The organism is Hydrogenophaga sp. (assembly GCF_965657535.1).
Taxonomy (GTDB): Bacteria; Pseudomonadota; Gammaproteobacteria; order Burkholderiales; family Burkholderiaceae_C; genus Hydrogenophaga.
Genome location: NZ_CBFHOP010000014.1, coordinates 1 through 16,643, shown reverse-complemented (window position 1 = coordinate 16,643; position 16,643 = coordinate 1). Strand labels below are relative to the sequence as shown.

Here is a 16,643-nt window from a genome sequence, read left to right as displayed (position 1 = left end):
TTGAAACAAACGGCCAGGCTGAGGCTTTACAAGGGTGTCTCTGCAAGGGAAACCAAACCGGGTTCAAGACGCTGCATGGCGCAACCCGGTGCTGTTGAAGCCGTGTAGTTTAAAGCGCTCCGTCCGCAGCGCCCTGCCCGTCAGCCAGGGCTTGCAGGTGGTCGACCACGAAGGCCGCAATGCGCGGCTTGCCTTCCACCGGCGTGGTGCCGCTGGCCTGCAGCATCAGGGCGCGCTGTTCGCTGCCCCGCGTGTCTCACCCCGGGTGGCAACCACCAGGCTGGCACACCCCAGGCGTTTTGCGGCCACGCGCACCAGCGCTTCTGCGCTTCTGTGCCCACACCGCCCAGGCCATTGAAAGCCACACAGGCCATGGCAAGCGCCGCTTCGCAGGCCAGATCGATCACCTTTTCGGTGGGCTCCAGCGCCAGCATCAGCTCGGCCTGGCCCGACGGGATCTTGCCCCGCACCGCCTGGCGCGGCCGGTAGTCGGCCACGCCATCGCAGTACGCATCAAAGGTGCGCGCGATGCTCAGGCGCAGGGGCTTGGTGGGGCACCAGGCGCCGTCACCCAGCAGCAGTTCGGCGTCGGCACCGCGCCACACCAGTTCTGCGGCAATGGCCGCACCCAGCCGGCCACGGAACCGGTTGGCAATGCGGCGCACGCCATCCATCGGTACCGGCGTGGGCCGGCGGTCACCAGAATGCGCTGGGCGGCCAGCGGGGACGTGCTCAACGCCTGCGCCACCGCGATGCACAGCAACTCGGTCCCGGGCAAGACCAGCCAGGCGATGCGGCGTCCGGTCAGGCGCTGCGACACCGGGGGAACGTCGTGGTCGCCCAGGGTGCTTGGGGGTGGTTGCAGAAAAATCCCAGTGGTACAGGCTCATCGGTGGCGTCCTTAGGTGCAGCGGGCGGCGTGTGTCGGGTGGGGCGCAGCGTGGGCGGGCGGCATGCTGCGCCAGGTGTGGCCGAGCCGCGTGTTCATGGCTTCAAAGTGCCGTGGCAGAAAGCAGCTCTTCTTGCCCATTTCAGTATGGATGTGGGCCACCGGGTGAAAGGTGAGCCCTTCCTCAAAACAGGCCGGCACCATGGCACGCGGGTATGGGGCCGCTTCGGTGAACAGCATGCAGCTGGAGTCACAGAGGGAAGCGTCGGCCGGGTGCCAGCGCCCCGACCGCTTCGCAGCCGCAAAGTTGTGCTTGACCTGGGTGCGCATAAGCGCGCGCCGCGCCTGGGGCGTGAGCACGGCGAGCACGCCAATGTCAAGCGGCACTTCAACAAAGCCAGCTTCGATGTCCAGCGCGCGCAGCAAGGCCACCTGCAGGTTGGCCTTGGTGTTGCACGCGCCAGGGTGCGAGAGGCGGTTTCTTGCCAGAGCCTGAAGCGGTAGGGCATGCGCTGCATGGCATGAAAAATGGCTTGCGCCGAGGCGGCGGAGGTGTCGCATCACAGGCTGAGGGCCAGTGTCTGGACGGCCGGATGGCCGCGAGCGCACTAGGTGGCGGCATCGGGGAGCTGCGGGGGTGGGCCGGCGGCCCGTTCATCGCCCGTGCCGGCCCGCACCGCTTCAGCCCAGGCTTGGCGCAAGCTTTTGTTGGCCGGCGAGCGCCAGGCGTACTGGATGGTCTTCAGCGTCCAGACCGTGGTCGGGTCGTCCAGCGCCTGCAGCGGCGACAGATCGCTGCGCCATGATGCCCTGGGCATGTCGAGCCGTTGAAAAACACCTGCCGAATGCGCGCAAAGGCGGTGCGCGCCCCATACACCAGCGAACAGCGGGCTTCAGTCGAACACGATCTCGGCCCGCTGTTCGTGGGCCTGCGCCATCCAGCTGGCCAGCGCGGCGTCGGTGGGGAAGAACAGCGCTCGGTCATCCAGCTGCAGTTCGCACTGCGCGCCGCTGCGCTGCAGCGCCAGGCGCACCGGCAAGCCGCGCACCAGCTCGCCCTGCTCGGTCACCTCGCGCTTGGGCGGAAATTCACGCACCAGGGTGTGCACTGCGGGTGCCGTGCCGTTCACCGCCACGCGCAGGTATTTGCCGAAACGGCAGCGGGCCGAGGCCAGGTCCCATATCTGCTGGATCTTCAGCCGCAGGCCACCCGAAAAGCGGTCGGGCTGGGCCACGGCTTGCACGATGATGAGCTCGTCGTCTTTGAGCAAATTGCGGTGCAGGTTGATGAGGTTTTCGTCGGCGCTGATTTCCAACACCGCGGTTTTGTCGTCCAGCTTGAACAGCGCCAGCTTGCCGCGCTGGCCGTTGATGACGCGAAAGTCGGTCACGATGCCGGCCAGGATCACCGGGTCGCGGCTTTCCGTCACGTCTTCCAGGGCGGTGCGGGCAAAGCGGCGCACTTCGCGCTGCACCTCGTCAAACAGGTGGCCTGAAAAGTAGAAGCCCATCGCCGTTTTTTCCAGCGTGAGGCGCTCTTTCACGCCCCAGGGCGTGGTCGCCACCAGCTCGGGTTCCTGGGTGCTGGAGCCGTGGTCGTCGCCCCCCATCAAGTCAAACAGGCCGCCCTGGTTGGCGTTGGCCACGCTGGCGGCGGCAAAGTCAAAGGCTCGCTCCACCGAGGCGAGCACCTCGGCCCGGTTCAGGTGCAGCGAGTCAAACGCGCCAGCCTTGATGAGCGCTTCCACCGTGCGCTTGTTCAGGCGGGAGCGGTCGACCCGGCGGCAGAAGTCAAACAGGCTTTTGAACGGTCCCGCCTCGCCGCCGTTGGGGCCGTCGCCGCGCCCTTCGCGCGCCGCCACGATGGCTTCAATGGCCAGCTGACCGGTGCCCTTGATGGCCCCCAGCCCGTAGCGGATCGACTTGTCGGTGATGGGCTCGAAGCGGTGGAAGCCTCGGTTCACATCGGGCGCCTCAAACGTGATGCCCATCTTGTGGGCATCGTCCACCAGCACCTTGAGCTTGTCGGTGTCGTCCATCTCCACCGTCATGTTGGCGCAGAAGAACTCGGCGGTGTAGTGCACCTTGAGCCAACCTGTGTGGTAGGCCAGGAGCGAGTAAGCAGCGGCGTGCGACTTGTTGAAGCCGTAGCCCGCGAACTTCTCCATCAAGTCAAAAATCTCGTCGGCCTTTTCCTGGCTGATGTCATTTTTGGCCGCACCCGCGCGAAAAATGGCGCGGTGCTCGGCCATTTCTTCGGCCTTCTTCTTGCCCATGGCGCGGCGCAGCATGTCGGCGCCGCCGAGCGAATAGCCGCCCAGGATCTGCGCGGTCTGCATCACCTGCTCCTGGTACACCATGATGCCGTAGGTCTCGCTCAGCATGTCGGCCACCAGCGGGTGCGGGTACTCGATCACCTCGCGCCCGTGCTTGCGCGCCACGAAGCTGGGGATCAGGTCCATGGGGCCGGGACGGTACAGCGCGTTCAGCGCAATCAGGTCTTCCAGGCGGCTGGGCTTGGCGTCTTTGAGCATGCCCTGCATGCCGCGGCTTTCAAACTGAAACACGGCTTCGGTCTGCCCGCGCGAAAACAGCGCGTAAACGCGTGCATCGTCCAGCGGCACGTTTTCAAAGCAAAAATCTTCCTGGCCCTTGTGGCGCTTGGCGATGAACTCGCGCGCAATCTCCAGAATGGTCAGCGTGGCCAGCCCCAAGAAGTCAAACTTCACCAGGCCCACGGCCTCCACGTCGTCCTTGTCGTACTGGCTCACGGCCGAGTCGCTGCCGGGCTGGGCGTACAGCGGGGTGAAGTCGGTGAGCTTGCCCGGCGCAATGAGCACACCGCCGGCGTGCATGCCGATGTTGCGCGTCATGCCTTCGAGCTTTTGCGCCAGCTCGATCAGCGTTTTCACGTCATCTTCTTTGCTGATGCGCTCGGCCAGCACCGGCTCCATCTCGATGGCATAGTTGTTTTTGTCGCCTTCCTTCTTCGGGTTGGGCGGGTACTGCAGCGTGACCGACATGCCCGGCTTGTTCGGGATCAGTTTGGAAATGCCGTCGCAAAAACCGTAGGAAAAGTCCAGCACGCGGCCCACGTCTCGAATGGCGGCGCGCGCCGCCATGGTGCCGAAGGTGGCGATCTGGCTCACGGCATCTTTGCCGTATTTGTCTTTCACATAGTCGATCACCCGGTCGCGGTTGGTCTGGCAAAAGTCGATGTCGAAGTCGGGCATGGACACCCGCTCGGGGTTCAAAAAGCGCTCAAACAGCAGGTTGTATTGCAGCGGGTCCAGGTCGGTGATCTTCAGCGCATAGGCCACCAGCGAGCCGGCACCCGAACCGCGGCCCGGGCCTACCGGGCAGCCGTTTTTCTTGGCCCAGTTGATGAAGTCGCCCACGATCAGGAAGTAACCGGGGAAGCCCATGTTCAAGATCGTGTTGATCTCGAACTCCAGCCGCGCCACATAGCGTGGGCGTTCGGCGTCGCGTTTGGCCACGTCGGGGTACAGGTGCGCCAGCCGCTCTTCCAGGCCCTCAAACGACGACAAGCGGAAGAAATCTTCCATCGGCATCGGCACGCCATCGATCAGCGGTGTGGGGAAGTTGGGCAGCTGCGGCTTGCCCAGCACCAGCGTGAGGTTGCAGCGCTTGGCAATTTCCAATGTGTTGGCCACGGCGCTGGGCACGTCATGGAACAGCGCCACCATGTGCTCGGCACTCTTGAAATACTGTTCGCGGGTGAAGCGGCGCACGCGCCGGTTGTTGCCCAAAATTTCGCCATCGGAAATACACACCCGCGCCTCGTGCGACTCGTAGTCGTCCGGTTCGGTGAACTGCACCGGGTGCGTGGCCACCACCGGCAGGTGCAGGCGCGCGGCCAGCTGCACCGCAGCGGTCACATGGCGCTCGTCGTCCACCCGGCCAGCCCGCTGCAGCTCAATGTAGAAGCGGTGCGTGAACAACCCGGCCAGCTTCAGCGCCACATCGGCGGCCCGCTGGGCGTCACCCTGGATCAGCGCCTGCCCCACCGGCCCCGCCTGCGCGCCCGAGAGCATGAGCAGCCCGCCGTTGAGCTCTTCCAGCCATTCGCGCTGCACCAGCGCACCGCCGCGGCCGTCGTTGCGCGTCCAGGCGCGGGCCAGCAGTTCGCACAAATTCAGGTAGCCCTGTTTGTCTTGCACCAGCAGCACCACGCGCGGGGCAGCTGGCTGGTGGCTACCGGGCATCGCGCCCAGGGTTTCTTCGGTGAAACCTTGCAGCATCACCTCGGCACCCAGCAGGGGTTTCACCCCGGCGCCGCGCGCGGCTTTGTAAAACTTGACGGCGCCAAACAGGTTGTTGAGGTCGGTGATGGCCAGCGCGGGCTGGCCATTGGCGGCCGCAGCGGCCACCACGTCGTCGATGCGGTTGGTGCCGTCAACGACGGAAAATTCGGTGTGCAGGCGCAGGTGTATGAACATGCAGCCATTTTAGAAGGCCGGGCCGGGCGGCCTTGGTCCCAGGCGATGCAAGGAGGCCGCACCGAAGCGGCCGAAAAATCAGCCTTCGTCTTTCAAGATGTGCAGCACCTCAGACCGAAACTCGCGGCTGTACAGAATGGCCACCACGATCAGCGTGGCGAGCACCATGGACAGCGGGGAAATGAACCAGGCCAGCGCCGCGAACGAAAAATAGTAGGCGCGCAGGCCATCATTGAAGGTCTCGGCGGCTGCCCCCACCATGGCGGCGGCCCGGTCGGCATGGTGTTTGCGGTCAAATTTGCCCGAGTCGAAGTCTTCGGGCGCCGGCATGGCACCAATGACCAGGGCCACAAAGGTGTAAAGCCGCATGCACCACGAAAAGCGGAAAAATGCGTACACAAAAATGGCCACCAGCACGAGGATCTTGAATTCGAAAACGATCAGCGTGGTGGTTTGGGCGAACGGAATTTCGCTCATCAGCTCGGTGGCTTTGTCGGTGGTGCCCAGCAGCGCAAACAAGCCACCGATGACCAGAATGGAGGTGGACGAAAAAAACGACGGTGTGTGCGACAGTGTCTGCGTGATGAGACCGTCGAGCATGCGGGGATCTCGCGCCGTGGCCTGCGCCATCCAGTAGCCGCGGTAGCGGTTGGTGGTCTGGATCAGCGAGCCTTTTTTGCGCCCCCACACCCGGGCAAACAGCGCGTAGCCGATCCACAGCGCGAAAAAGCAGACCAGCGCCAGCCAGTCTGCCCAGGGAATGAGGCTGAAAATGTTCATGCGGCGGATGTTACTGCGCCGCGGGCACATGGCGGGGGCAATGCCTGCACCGCGCCACGGCCGATCAGCCTTTGAAGCGGGCGGCGGTGGCGGCCACGCGCTCGCCAAACAGGCGGGCGGTTTCCAGGTCGCCAGGCAGCATTTCGTTGGCGCCCGCGTCTGACGGGCTCTGGGCCATGGCGCCGGTGAAGGAGCCCACGTAGTTCACGTCGTTGCGTTGGGCGGCTTTGCTGTTGCTGGGCATCAGGCCGGTACCCACCCAGATGCCGCTGTGCTGCATGGCCAGGGTAAACAGGTAGTGCAGCGTGGAGTGCTTGTCGCCGTTCATGGTGGCGCTGTTGGTGAAGCCGGCAAACACCTTGTCTTTCCAGGCCTGGCTGAACCACGGCTTGCTGGACGCATCGGCAAACTTTTTGAACTGCCAGCTCACGGTGCCCATATAGGTGGGCGAACCCATGATGATCGCGTCAGCGTCGTTCAGCGTGTCCCAGCCACCTTCGGGCAGATTGCCGTCAGCGTCGATCGCGAGCAACTCGGCGTTGGCGCCATCAGCCACCGACTGCGCCATGCGCTGGGTATGGCCATAGCCGGAATGAAAAACCACAACCACTTTTGTCATTGAGAAAACTCCTGGGTGAATGCGCTCGGGCGCGAGAATGGAAAGGGATGTATCAGGCGGCCAGGTCAAACACCAGCACTTCGGCGTCGTTGCCCTGAGCCAGGGTGAGCGCACCTTCACCGGCCAGCACCGCAGCGTCACCGCCCTGCAAGCGCTCGCCGTTGACCAGCAGCGAGCCGCGCACCAGATGCACATAGGCCTTGCGCGTTGGGTTCAGCTGAAGCTCGGCGGATTCCGTGCCGTTGAACAGGCCGGCGTACATCGATGCATCGGCGTTGATGTGCACAGAGCCCTGTGCTCCGCCGTTGGAAGCTACCAACCGGAGCTGACCGCGCTTCTCAGCGTCGGCGAAGCTCTTTTGCTCGTAGCCGGGATCGATGCCGGTTGCGTTGGGTTCGATCCATATCTGCAAAAAGTGCGTGGTCTGGTCGGGCGCGTGGTTGAACTCGCTGTGGCGCACACCGCTCCCGGCGCTCATGCGCTGTACGTCACCCGGCGGGATGCCCTTGACGTTGCCCATGCTGTCTTTGTGCGCCAGGTTGCCCTGCAACACATAGCTGATGATTTCCATGTCGCGGTGGCCGTGGGTGCCAAAGCCAGTGCCCGGTGCAATGCGGTCTTCGTTGATCACGCGCAGGTTGCCCCAGCCCATCCAGGTGGGGTCGAAATACTCTGCGAAAGAAAAAGAGTGAAAGCTCTTGAGCCAGCCATGGTCGGCAAAACCGCGGGCTTCGGAGCGTCGAACTTGCATCATCGGGTGGTCCTTTTCGTCTGGTTTTGGCTTCATCCGTTTGGATTGCGCGCCGGAATGTGTACATTGTGGGCGCCTCAAACGACACGCAGTTTGCACGGTTTTGATGGCATCATTCAATTCAATTGAACAATCAACCGCTTTGAACCATGGCCTCTCACACGCCCCGTGCAGCGCTGTCACCCGAAAACCTGGGCTTGCTGGAAGCCGTGGCGCGGCTTGGCAGCATGGCAGCTGCCGCCCGCGAACTGGGCATGGTGCCCAGCGCCCTGACCTACCGCATTCGGCAGATTGAAGACGCGCTGGACGTGCTGCTGTTTGACCGCAGCGCGCGCCGCGCCCAGCTCACACCGGCCGGGGCCGAGCTGCTGCGCTCGGGACAGTACTTGCTGAACGAACTGGATGCCGTGGCCCAGCGCGTCAAGCGGGTGGCCACCGGCTGGGAGCCCCAGCTCACCATCGCGGCCGACGCGATCATTGCCCGCGCCACGCTGTTCGAACTGTGCGAGGCGTTTTACGGCGAGGCCTCACCCACCCGCCTGAAGCTGCGTGCCGAAACACTTTCGGGCACGCTGGAAGCCCTGCAAAGCGGCCAGGCCGACCTGGCGCTGGGTGTGCCCAGCGAGCTGGCCCAGCCCGACATACAGACTGCCCCGCTGGGCTCCCTGGACTTTGTGTACGCCGTGGCGCCCCACCACCCACTGGCCTCAGCCAGCCACAGCCTGTGTGACGAAGAACTGCGCGTGCACCGCGCGGTGGCCGTGGCCGACAGCACCCTGCGTGGCCGCGGCATCACGCACAACCTGCAGCCCGGCCAGGACGTGCTCACCGTGCCCACCATGCAGCACAAGCTGGAAGCGCAACTGCGCGGCCTGGGCGCCGGTTTTTTGCCGCTGCCGCTGGCGCTGCCGTTCATCAATGCCGGGCGCCTGGTAGTGAAAACCGTGCAGCGGCCCAACCGCGTGATCCACCTGGCTTACGCCTGGCGCCAGCCACGCAGCGTCGGTGACACCGGCCGGGCGCTGCGCTGGTGGCTGGAACGGCTGCAACACCCGACCACCCGGGCTGCCTTGCTCAACAACCACCACCAGATTTGATGCAACCCGGCTTCACGGCGGCAAACAGGCTGCTACAGTCAACTTCGAGTCAACCCCAAAACCCAACGCGCCAAGAGACATGACCACAGCCAAAAAAACCCGCGCCCCAGCCTTGTCCAAAAGCAAACCCGCCAGCAAAACCGCCCTCAAAAAGGCGGCCAAAGCCGCGCCAGCCCAGCTGCACTTTGCGGTGGTGGGTGCTGGCATGGCGGGTGTGGCCTGCGCCCGCACACTGGTGCAGGCGGGGCACCGCGTCACACTGATCGAAAAAAGCCGCGGTCTGGGTGGCCGCATGTCCACCCGCCGCACCGAGTTTGGCGGTTTCGACCACGGCACGCAGTACTTCACCGTGCGCGACAAGCGCTTTGCCAAAGCCCTGCTCACGGCACAGACGGTGGTGCGCCCCTGGAGCGCCAACACCGTGCGCGTGCTTGACGACAAGGGACGGGTGCTGGCCAGTGCGCCCCCGCCCACCGAACCCCACTTTGTGGCCAAACCTGGCATGAACGCCTTGGTGAAGTACTGGGCCGAGCCGCTGGCACAGCCCGAATTGCATGGCAACCTGGCGGCCAGCACGCTGACCGGCACCCGCGTGACCCACATCGAACGCGACGCCCTGCACCCCAACCAATGGCAGCTGCGCGCTGAAGACGCCGAAGGTGGCCTGCATGTGCATGGCGGCTTTGACCGCATCGTGCTGGCCATGCCGCATCTGCAGACACACGACCTGCTGCTGGCTTCAGGCCACTCGCCCGAACTGCGCCACGAGCTGGACGCCGTGAAGGTGGCACCCTGCTGGACGCTGATGGTGGCCTACCCCAACGCCATGCAGCCGGGCCTGCCGCACCTGGGGCCCCAGTGGAATGCCGCCCGCAGCGTGCACCACCGCATCAGCTGGCTGGCGCGTGAAAGCAGCAAGCCAGGCCGCGACCCGATCGAACGCTGGACCGTTCAAGCCAGCCCGGCCTGGTCGGTCAAGCACCTGGAAGACGACGCCGAGCGCGTCAAGGCCAAGCTGCTCAAGGGCTTCGCTGAAATCACCGGCATTCGCGCCACACCCACCCACGCCGAGGTGCACCGCTGGCGCTTTGCCCAAACGCAGCAGCCGCTGGGCCGCCCGTTCATTTACGACAAGACGCTGGGCATTGGCCTGTGCGGTGACTGGTGCCTGGGCCACCGGGTGGAAGACGCCTTTGTGTCTGGCCTGGAGCTGGCGCTGGCGATGGTGTAACCCCTCTCCCTCTGCACAACTGCGCGGCTTCTTCGCTGGGGGAACCACACCAGCGGCCCGGCAAAGTCGGTTCCGCAGTGTGCGCTGGCTCAGACATGCACGCTGCAAACATGGTGTCATCCTTCCCCTACCGAGGTCGCTTCGCGCCCTCGCCCACCGGACCGCTGCACGCGGGCTCGCTGGTTGCAGCGCTGGCCAGCTGGCTCGACGCCCGCGCCCACAACGGCGCCTGGCTGGTGCGCATTGAAGACGTGGACACACCGCGTTGCCCACCCGGCGCCGACCGGTTCATCCTGCAACAGCTCGCCGCCTGCGGCCTGAGCAGCGATGAGGCCGTGGTCTGGCAATCGCAGCGCAGCGCGTTTTACGAGCAGGCGCTGGAGCGTTTGGTAACTACTGGCCACGCCTATCCTTGTGGCTGCTCGCGCAAAGACATCGAAGCCAGTTTGCACGCCCAGGGCCAAGACCGTGAGCGCCATCGTGCGGCGGTCTACCCCGGCACCTGCCGCCCCGACAACGGTGGACTGCAAGGCAAGCCACCCCGCGCCTGGCGCTTCGCCGTGCCGCCGGAACAGGCCGAGGTGCACTGGACCGACCGGCGCCTGGGGCCCCAGGTACAAAACGTGGCCACCGACGTGGGCGACTTTGTGCTGAAACGCGCCGATGGCCTGTGGGCCTACCAGCTGGCCGTGGTGGTGGACGACGCCGCCCAGGGCATCACGCATGTGGTGCGCGGCGAAGACCTGGCCGACAACACGCCGCGACAGCTGTTGCTGCAGCGGGCGCTGGCGGTGCCCAAGCCCGCCTACCTGCACACCCCGCTGGTGCTGGGCGCCAATGGCGAAAAGCTGAGCAAACAAAACGGCGCCCAGCCGCTGGACCTGAGCGACCCTTTGGCCGCGCTGAACCGGGCTGCGGCCTGCCTTGGTTTGCCCGGCACACAACGGCCGCTGGCCGAAGCGCTCGCGCTTTGGACGCTGGCCTGGACGCACCTCCACGCGGCCCTGCGGGCTTGATACGCCCCCACTCGACGGTTTGAGTCCACCGGGCGCCCGGCAGGCCGGGGGGCCATCTGCCCCGGCGCCTACAATCTGCCACCCCTTTTGCCCGCTCTGCCATGACACCCGACCACCAGCCCAGCCCACCCGGCGCAGCCGCCGAAACCACGCCTTCAGCCAGCGCCCAGACCGCCAAACCCCTGCCCGAAGGCGTGCCCTTCATGCGCGTGATCAAAAGCTACGTGCTGCGTGCAGGGCGCACCGGCCCGGGGCAACAACGGGCCTACGAGCAATTTGGTCCGCGCTTTTTGCTGCACTACGCACCGACCCCGCTGGACGTGGCCGCCGCTTTCGGGCGCACCGCACCGCTGGTCATGGAAATTGGCTTTGGCATGGGTGGCGCCACGGCGCAGATTGCCCAGGCGCGCCCGCAAGACAACTTCATCTGCTGCGAGGTGCACGAGCCCGGCGTGGGTGCGCTGCTCAAGCTCTGCGGTGAAGGCGGCATTGAAAACATCCGCATCTTCCGCCACGACGCGGTCGAAGTGCTGGACCACATGCTGCCCGAGGGCAGCCTGGACGGCGTGCACGTGTTTTTCCCAGACCCCTGGCACAAGACCAAACACAACAAGCGCCGGTTGATCCAGGCGCCGTTTGTGAACCGCCTGGCACGCCACCTGAAACCCGGTGGCTACATCCACCTGGCGACCGACTGGGAACCCTATGCCCAGCAAATGCTGGAGGTGCTGAGCGCCGAGCCGCTGCTGCAAAACACCGCCACCGACCCCGCGCTGGGCGGCTACGTGCCCAAGCCCGACTACCGCCCCCTCACCAAATTTGAAAACCGCGGCCTGAAACTCGGCCACGGGGTGTGGGACTTGGTGTTCAAACGGGTCTGAAGCCAGCACTCATTCGGCAGGTGCATCGCTGGAGCCAAGCACCACGTCGGCCGTTTTGCCAATGACCTTGCCACCGATCTTGACGGTGCCCACCGCAGCGTCCACCGCCAGCCCACCCACCCCCACCACAGCCGAAGCGGCCAGGTCTGCCACCGCAATCACGGCGCAGCCGCTCAGGGCCAGGCTGCTGACCAAGAACGCGGCAAGTGCCTTGGCCCGCCGCGGCTGTGCAGACAATCGGCGGGTGGTAGTGGTGGGTTTCAAAACGGCTTTCAAGGCGGGTCCCGTGGGCATGTCAATACAGCGCCGGGGCAATGGCCGGCAAGAAGCGGCAGAGAATACCCGCTTTGTGCGGTCACCACGTCAGCACACGTTTCATACGCTCTTTACGGTTACCGGCTTCGTTCCTTATGTCACGCTCCACCCGGCACCCGCAGATTCCCGCACGACACGGCGTGGCGGCCAGTTGCGTGGCGCTGCCAGCCACGTCACCGGGCGCCACGCCCTGGGCCAGCACGCTGGACTTTCTGGACCAACGGCTGCCCGAGGTGGGCCGCGCCGTGTGGGCCGCGCGGCTGGCCAACGGCGACGTGCTGGATGAAGACGCCCGCCCGCTGGCACCCGAGGCGCCCTACTGTGGCGGCACGCGCCTCTTTTACTACCGAGAGGTACCCGACGAGCGGGTGGTGCCGTTCGAGGAAACGGTGGTCTTTCGAGACGCGCACCTGGTGGTGGCCGACAAGCCGCATTTTTTGCCAGTCACGCCCGGTGGGCACTTTGTGCAGCAGACCTTGCTGGTGCGCCTGCAGCGCAAACTGGGGCTGCCCCAGCTGGCACCGCTGCACCGCATTGACCGGGAAACCGCCGGTCTGGTGCTGTTTGCGGTGAACCCGGACGAGCGCGGGGCCTACCACGCGCTCTTCAGCGGGCGCACCATGCACAAAACCTACGAAGCCATTGCTCCGGCGAGCGAAGCGGTGAGCTGGCCCCACACGCGCCACAGCCGCCTGGTAGAACACCCTTCCGACTTCTACCGGATGTGCGAAGCCAGCGACGGTGCAGCGCCCAACAGCGAAACCCACATCGAACCGCTGGAACAACGCGGCGCCTGGGCACGCTACCGTTTGACACCGGTTTCCGGCAAGCGCCACCAGCTGCGGGTGCACATGAACGCGCTGGGCCTTCCCATCGTGGGCGACCAGCTCTACCCGACCGTGCTGCACGGACCGGACGAGGTGGAAGATTTTTCAAAGCCGCTGCGCCTGCTGGCCCAGGCCATCGCGTTCACCGACCCCATCACTGGCGAGGCGCGGCGGTTTGAAAGCCGGCTGAGCCTGGAATGGCCCAGCCCCTGACGCCACCTTAAACGCGCTCGGCCACCCAGGCCTGCACCGAAGCCAGCGCCTTGGGCAAACCGGATGCATCGGTGCCACCTGCCATGGCCATGTCGGGCTTGCCGCCGCCCTTGCCACCCACCTGCTGGGCCACAAAGTTCACCAGTTCGCCGGCTTTCACTTTGCCCATCACGTCGGCGGTCACGCCGGCAGCAATCTGCACCTTGCCACCGTCCACTGCGGCCAGCACGATGGCGGCTGTTTTCAGCTTGTCCTTGAGCTTGTCCATCGTCTCGCGCAGACCTTTGGCATCGGCGCCAGCCAGCACCGCGGACAGAACCTTGATGCCCTTGACCTCGACCGCCTGGTTCACCAGCTCGTCACCCTGCGCCGAAGCCAGCCGGCTCTTGAGCGCGTTCATTTCCTTTTCCAGGTCGCGCATCTGCTCCAGCAGCGCGCCCACGCGGGCGGGCACCTCGCCCGGCGTGACCTTGAGCGTGCCGGCCACACCCCCGAGCGTGGCTTCCATGCCCTGCACATAGTTCAAGGCATTCAGGCCCGTCACCGCTTCCACGCGGCGCACGCCCGCTGCCACGCCACCTTCGGCGGTGATGGTGAAGAAGCCGATGTCGCCGGTGGCGCCCACGTGCGTGCCGCCGCAGAGTTCGCGGCTGGAGCCGATGTCGAGCACGCGCACGGTCTCACCGTACTTCTCGCCAAACAGCATCATGGCGCCGGTTTTCTGCGCCGATTCGATGTCCATCACGCGCGCCTGCGTCGCCGCATTGGCCACGATCTCGGCGTTCACACGCTGCTCAATCTCACGGATCTGCGCGTCCGTCACCGGCGCGTTGTGCGTGAAGTCAAAGCGCGTCTTGTCGGCATCGACCAGGCTGCCCTTCTGCTGCACGTGGGTGCCCAGCACCTCGCGCAGGGCCTTGTGCATCAGGTGGGTGACCGAGTGGTTGCGCACGGTGGCTGCGCGCACGTTCAGGTTAACGCTAGCGTTCACCGTGTCGCCTACGGCCAGTGTGCCCTGCGCCATCACGCCATGGTGACCGAACACATCCGACTTGATCTTCTGCGTGTCGCCCACGGCAAACGTGGCGGAGCCGCTGGTGATAACGCCCTCGTCACCCACCTGGCCACCGCTCTCGGCATAAAACGGCGTGGTGTCCAACACCACCACCCCCTGCTGGCCCGCCTTGAGATCGGCCACGGCCGTGCCGTCCAGGTACAGCGCCACCACCTTGGCGGGGGCTTCGAGTTGCTCGTAGCCAACGAAGGTGTTGCCGGCGCCGGTGTAGTCCAGCGCCTTGTCCATCTTGAACTTGCCGGCCGCGCGGCCCTTGGCTTTCTGCGCTTCCATGGCGGCATGGAAACCGGCTTCATCCACCGTCAGGCCGCGCTCGCGGCAGACGTCGCCCGACAGGTCGAGTGGGAAACCGTAGGTGTCGTGCAGCTTAAAGGCCACGTCGCCCGGCAGCACCTTGGCGCCCTCAACGGCTTGACCGTTGACTTCAGTGGGCGCCAGGGCGGCGTCGAGAATCTCCATGCCGTTGGCCAGCGTTTCGTAAAAGCGCTCTTCTTCGGTCTTGAGCACCTCGGTAATGCGTTGTGCCTGGCCCGCCATGTTGGGGTAGGCAGCGCCCATCACGGCCACCAGATCGGGCACCAGCTTGTGGAAGAACGGCGTCTTCTGGCCCAGTTTGTAGCCGTGTCGAATGGCGCGGCGCACGATGCGGCGCTGCACATAGCCGCGGCCTTCGTTGCTCGGAATCACACCGTCACTGATCAGGAAAGATGTGGCGCGGATGTGGTCGGCGATCACTTTCAGCGAGGGGTTCGAGAGGTCGGCGGTGCCCGTCTCGCGGCCAGCGGCCTTGATCAGTGCGTCAAAAATATCGATCTCGTAGTTGCTGTGCACGTGCTGCAGGATGGCGGCCAGGCGCTCCAGCCCCATGCCGGTGTCCACGCAGGGCGCGGGCAACGGCGTCACCGCGCCGGTTTCGTCCATGTTGAACTGCATGAACACGTTGTTCCAGATCTCGATGAAACGGTCCCCGTCTTCCTCCGGGCTGCCCGGCGGGCCGCCGGGGATGTGGTCGCCGTGGTCGTAGAAGATCTCCGAGCAGGGGCCACACGGCCCGGTGTCAGCCATCATCCAGAAGTTGTCGCTCTTGTAGCGCCCGCCCTTGTTGTCGCCGATGCGGATCACGCGCTCGGGCGGCAGGCCGATTTCCTTGGTCCAGATGTCGTAAGCCTCATCGTCCTCTTCGTACACCGTGGCCAGCAGGCGCTCTTTCGGCAGCTTGTAAACCTCGGTCAGCAGCTCCCACGCCCACTTCAGCGATTCGCGCTTGAAGTAGTCGCCAAACGACCAGTTGCCCAGCATCTCGAAGAAGGTGTGGTGGCGGGCGGTGTAGCCCACGTTTTCCAGGTCGTTGTGTTTGCCGCCGGCCCGCAGGCAAGCCTGCACGGACGCAGCCCGCACATAGGGGCGCTTGTCGGTGCCCAGGAACACGTCCTTGAACTGGACCATGCCCGAGTTGGTGAACATGAGCGTGGGGTCGTTTCCCGGGACCAGCGGGCTGGACGCCACCACGGTGTGGCCCTTGGAGGCGAAAAAGTCCAGAAAAGTCTTGCGGATGTCGGCGACGGAGGCTGGGCTGGTCATGGTGGCCTTGTGGGGTTTCGGTTGCGACGGGTGGCGTGGCGCGTGCTGCGCCGAACCCTGCATTTTCCAACACTTCTGGGGCTGGGCTTTGGCATGTTCTTTTTTTGCAGCGCCAGCGTCGCTGGTACCCCCGGGCAAGTCACCGGCGGCACTGGCGGGCGGGCGTCAAAAGACTATGCTCGAAGGCTGCTGAGGGCCAACCGCCCGCCCCTCAGGTTGAACAACTGGAGACACCCCATGGACATAAAAACCTCCCCCCTGGCCCTGCTGAAGGACCCGACCCTGCTGAAAACCGACGCGCTGATCAACGGCGAATGGGTGCAAGGCAGCAGCCGCTTTGACGTACTCGACCCCGCTACCGGCTTGAAGCTGGCCGACGTGGCCAACCTGGGCCCGGCCGATGCCGAAGCCGCCATCGCCGCCGCCAACGCCGCCTGGCCCGCCTGGAAGGGCAAGACCGCCAAAGAGCGCAGCATCATCCTGCGCAAATGGTACGACCTGCTCATGGCCAACCAGGACGACCTGGGGCGCATCATGACCGCCGAGCAGGGCAAGCCGCTGCCAGAAGCCAAAGGCGAAGTGGCCTACGGCGCGAGCTTTGTGGAATGGTTTGCTGAAGAGGCCAAGCGCGTTAACGGCGAGACGCTGCCGCAGTTCGACAACAACCGCCGCCTGATGGTGCTCAAGCAGCCCATCGGCGTCTGCGCCGCCATCACGCCCTGGAACTTCCCGCTGGCCATGATCACGCGCAAGGTCGCGCCCGCGCTAGCCGCAGGCTGTCCCGTCATCATCAAGCCCGCCGAACTCACGCCCCTGACGGCCCTGGCCGCCGCCGAACTGGCCATTCGCGCCGGCATCCCAGCCGGCGTGCTCAACATGGTCACCGCCGATGCCGACAACTCCATTGC

15 protein-coding genes are annotated in these 16,643 nt (G+C 65.2%); 6 read left to right on the top strand and 9 right to left on the bottom strand.

Annotated elements, in window-relative coordinates; translation table 11 throughout:
• Positions 1-140: 140 nt before the first annotated feature.
• The 7 genes from ACTG4K_RS18200 to ACTG4K_RS18170 form a co-directional block, all read right to left on the bottom strand.
• Positions 141-890 carry a phosphopantothenoylcysteine decarboxylase domain-containing protein gene (locus ACTG4K_RS18200; RefSeq protein WP_439115641.1) on the bottom strand — a complete coding sequence of 250 codons (750 nt, stop codon included), beginning with the start codon at positions 888-890 and terminating at the stop codon, positions 141-143.
• An 11-nt stretch (positions 891-901) separates the two neighbouring features.
• A complete protein-coding gene (locus ACTG4K_RS18195) occupies positions 902-1,321 on the bottom strand; it encodes a hypothetical protein (RefSeq protein ID WP_439115640.1) in 420 nt (139 codons plus the stop codon).
• A gap of 176 nt (positions 1,322-1,497) precedes the next feature.
• Positions 1,498-1,707, bottom strand: coding sequence for a hypothetical protein (locus ACTG4K_RS18190; RefSeq protein WP_439115639.1), 210 nt, complete (start codon positions 1,705-1,707; stop codon positions 1,498-1,500).
• Between the two features lie 75 nt (positions 1,708-1,782).
• Positions 1,783-5,349, bottom strand: coding sequence for a DNA polymerase III subunit alpha (gene dnaE / locus ACTG4K_RS18185; RefSeq protein WP_439115638.1), 3,567 nt, complete (start codon positions 5,347-5,349; stop codon positions 1,783-1,785).
• A gap of 78 nt (positions 5,350-5,427) precedes the next feature.
• Positions 5,428-6,129 carry a DUF599 domain-containing protein gene (locus ACTG4K_RS18180; protein ID WP_439115637.1) on the bottom strand — a complete coding sequence of 234 codons (702 nt, stop codon included), beginning with the start codon at positions 6,127-6,129 and terminating at the stop codon, positions 5,428-5,430.
• A gap of 64 nt (positions 6,130-6,193) precedes the next feature.
• Entirely contained in the window at positions 6,194-6,748 is a 555-nt protein-coding gene (locus tag ACTG4K_RS18175) for a flavodoxin family protein (protein WP_439115636.1), read from the bottom strand.
• A 52-nt stretch (positions 6,749-6,800) separates the two neighbouring features.
• Positions 6,801-7,502, bottom strand: a complete 702-nt coding sequence (locus ACTG4K_RS18170) for a pirin family protein (protein WP_439115635.1) — start codon at positions 7,500-7,502, stop codon at positions 6,801-6,803.
• A gap of 146 nt (positions 7,503-7,648) precedes the next feature.
• Here ACTG4K_RS18170 and ACTG4K_RS18165 point away from each other — a divergent pair, with 146 nt between their 5' ends.
• From ACTG4K_RS18165 to trmB, 4 genes are all read left to right on the top strand, one after another.
• Positions 7,649-8,596: a LysR family transcriptional regulator gene (locus tag ACTG4K_RS18165; protein ID WP_439115634.1), complete on the top strand. Its 948-nt coding sequence runs from the start codon at positions 7,649-7,651 to the stop codon at positions 8,594-8,596.
• A 79-nt stretch (positions 8,597-8,675) separates the two neighbouring features.
• Entirely contained in the window at positions 8,676-9,827 is a 1,152-nt protein-coding gene (locus ACTG4K_RS18160; RefSeq protein WP_439115633.1) for an NAD(P)/FAD-dependent oxidoreductase, read from the top strand.
• Positions 9,828-9,922: 95 nt separating this feature from the next.
• Positions 9,923-10,843 carry a tRNA glutamyl-Q(34) synthetase GluQRS gene (gene gluQRS / locus ACTG4K_RS18155; protein ID WP_439115632.1) on the top strand — a complete coding sequence of 307 codons (921 nt, stop codon included), beginning with the start codon at positions 9,923-9,925 and terminating at the stop codon, positions 10,841-10,843.
• Positions 10,844-10,944: 101 nt separating this feature from the next.
• Positions 10,945-11,724, top strand: coding sequence for a tRNA (guanosine(46)-N7)-methyltransferase TrmB (gene trmB / locus ACTG4K_RS18150; RefSeq protein WP_439115631.1), 780 nt, complete (start codon positions 10,945-10,947; stop codon positions 11,722-11,724).
• A gap of 9 nt (positions 11,725-11,733) precedes the next feature.
• Here trmB and ACTG4K_RS18145 read toward each other — a convergent pair whose 3' ends face one another.
• Positions 11,734-11,961 carry a hypothetical protein gene (locus ACTG4K_RS18145; RefSeq protein WP_439115630.1) on the bottom strand — a complete coding sequence of 76 codons (228 nt, stop codon included), beginning with the start codon at positions 11,959-11,961 and terminating at the stop codon, positions 11,734-11,736.
• Positions 11,962-12,134: 173 nt separating this feature from the next.
• Between ACTG4K_RS18145 and ACTG4K_RS18140 the strand changes: the two genes are divergently transcribed.
• The gene (locus ACTG4K_RS18140) at positions 12,135-13,079 is read left to right on the top strand and encodes a pseudouridine synthase (RefSeq protein WP_439115629.1); all 945 of its coding nucleotides are present in this window, start codon (positions 12,135-12,137) and stop codon (positions 13,077-13,079) included.
• Positions 13,080-13,086: 7 nt separating this feature from the next.
• Here ACTG4K_RS18140 and alaS read toward each other — a convergent pair whose 3' ends face one another.
• Positions 13,087-15,735 (bottom strand): alanine--tRNA ligase, encoded by a 2,649-nt coding sequence (gene alaS / locus ACTG4K_RS18135; protein ID WP_439115628.1) that lies wholly within the window; start codon positions 15,733-15,735, stop codon positions 13,087-13,089.
• A 237-nt stretch (positions 15,736-15,972) separates the two neighbouring features.
• Here alaS and ACTG4K_RS18130 point away from each other — a divergent pair.
• A partial coding sequence (locus ACTG4K_RS18130) for an aldehyde dehydrogenase family protein (RefSeq protein ID WP_439115627.1) occupies positions 15,973-16,643 on the top strand: 671 nt, incomplete at its 3' end.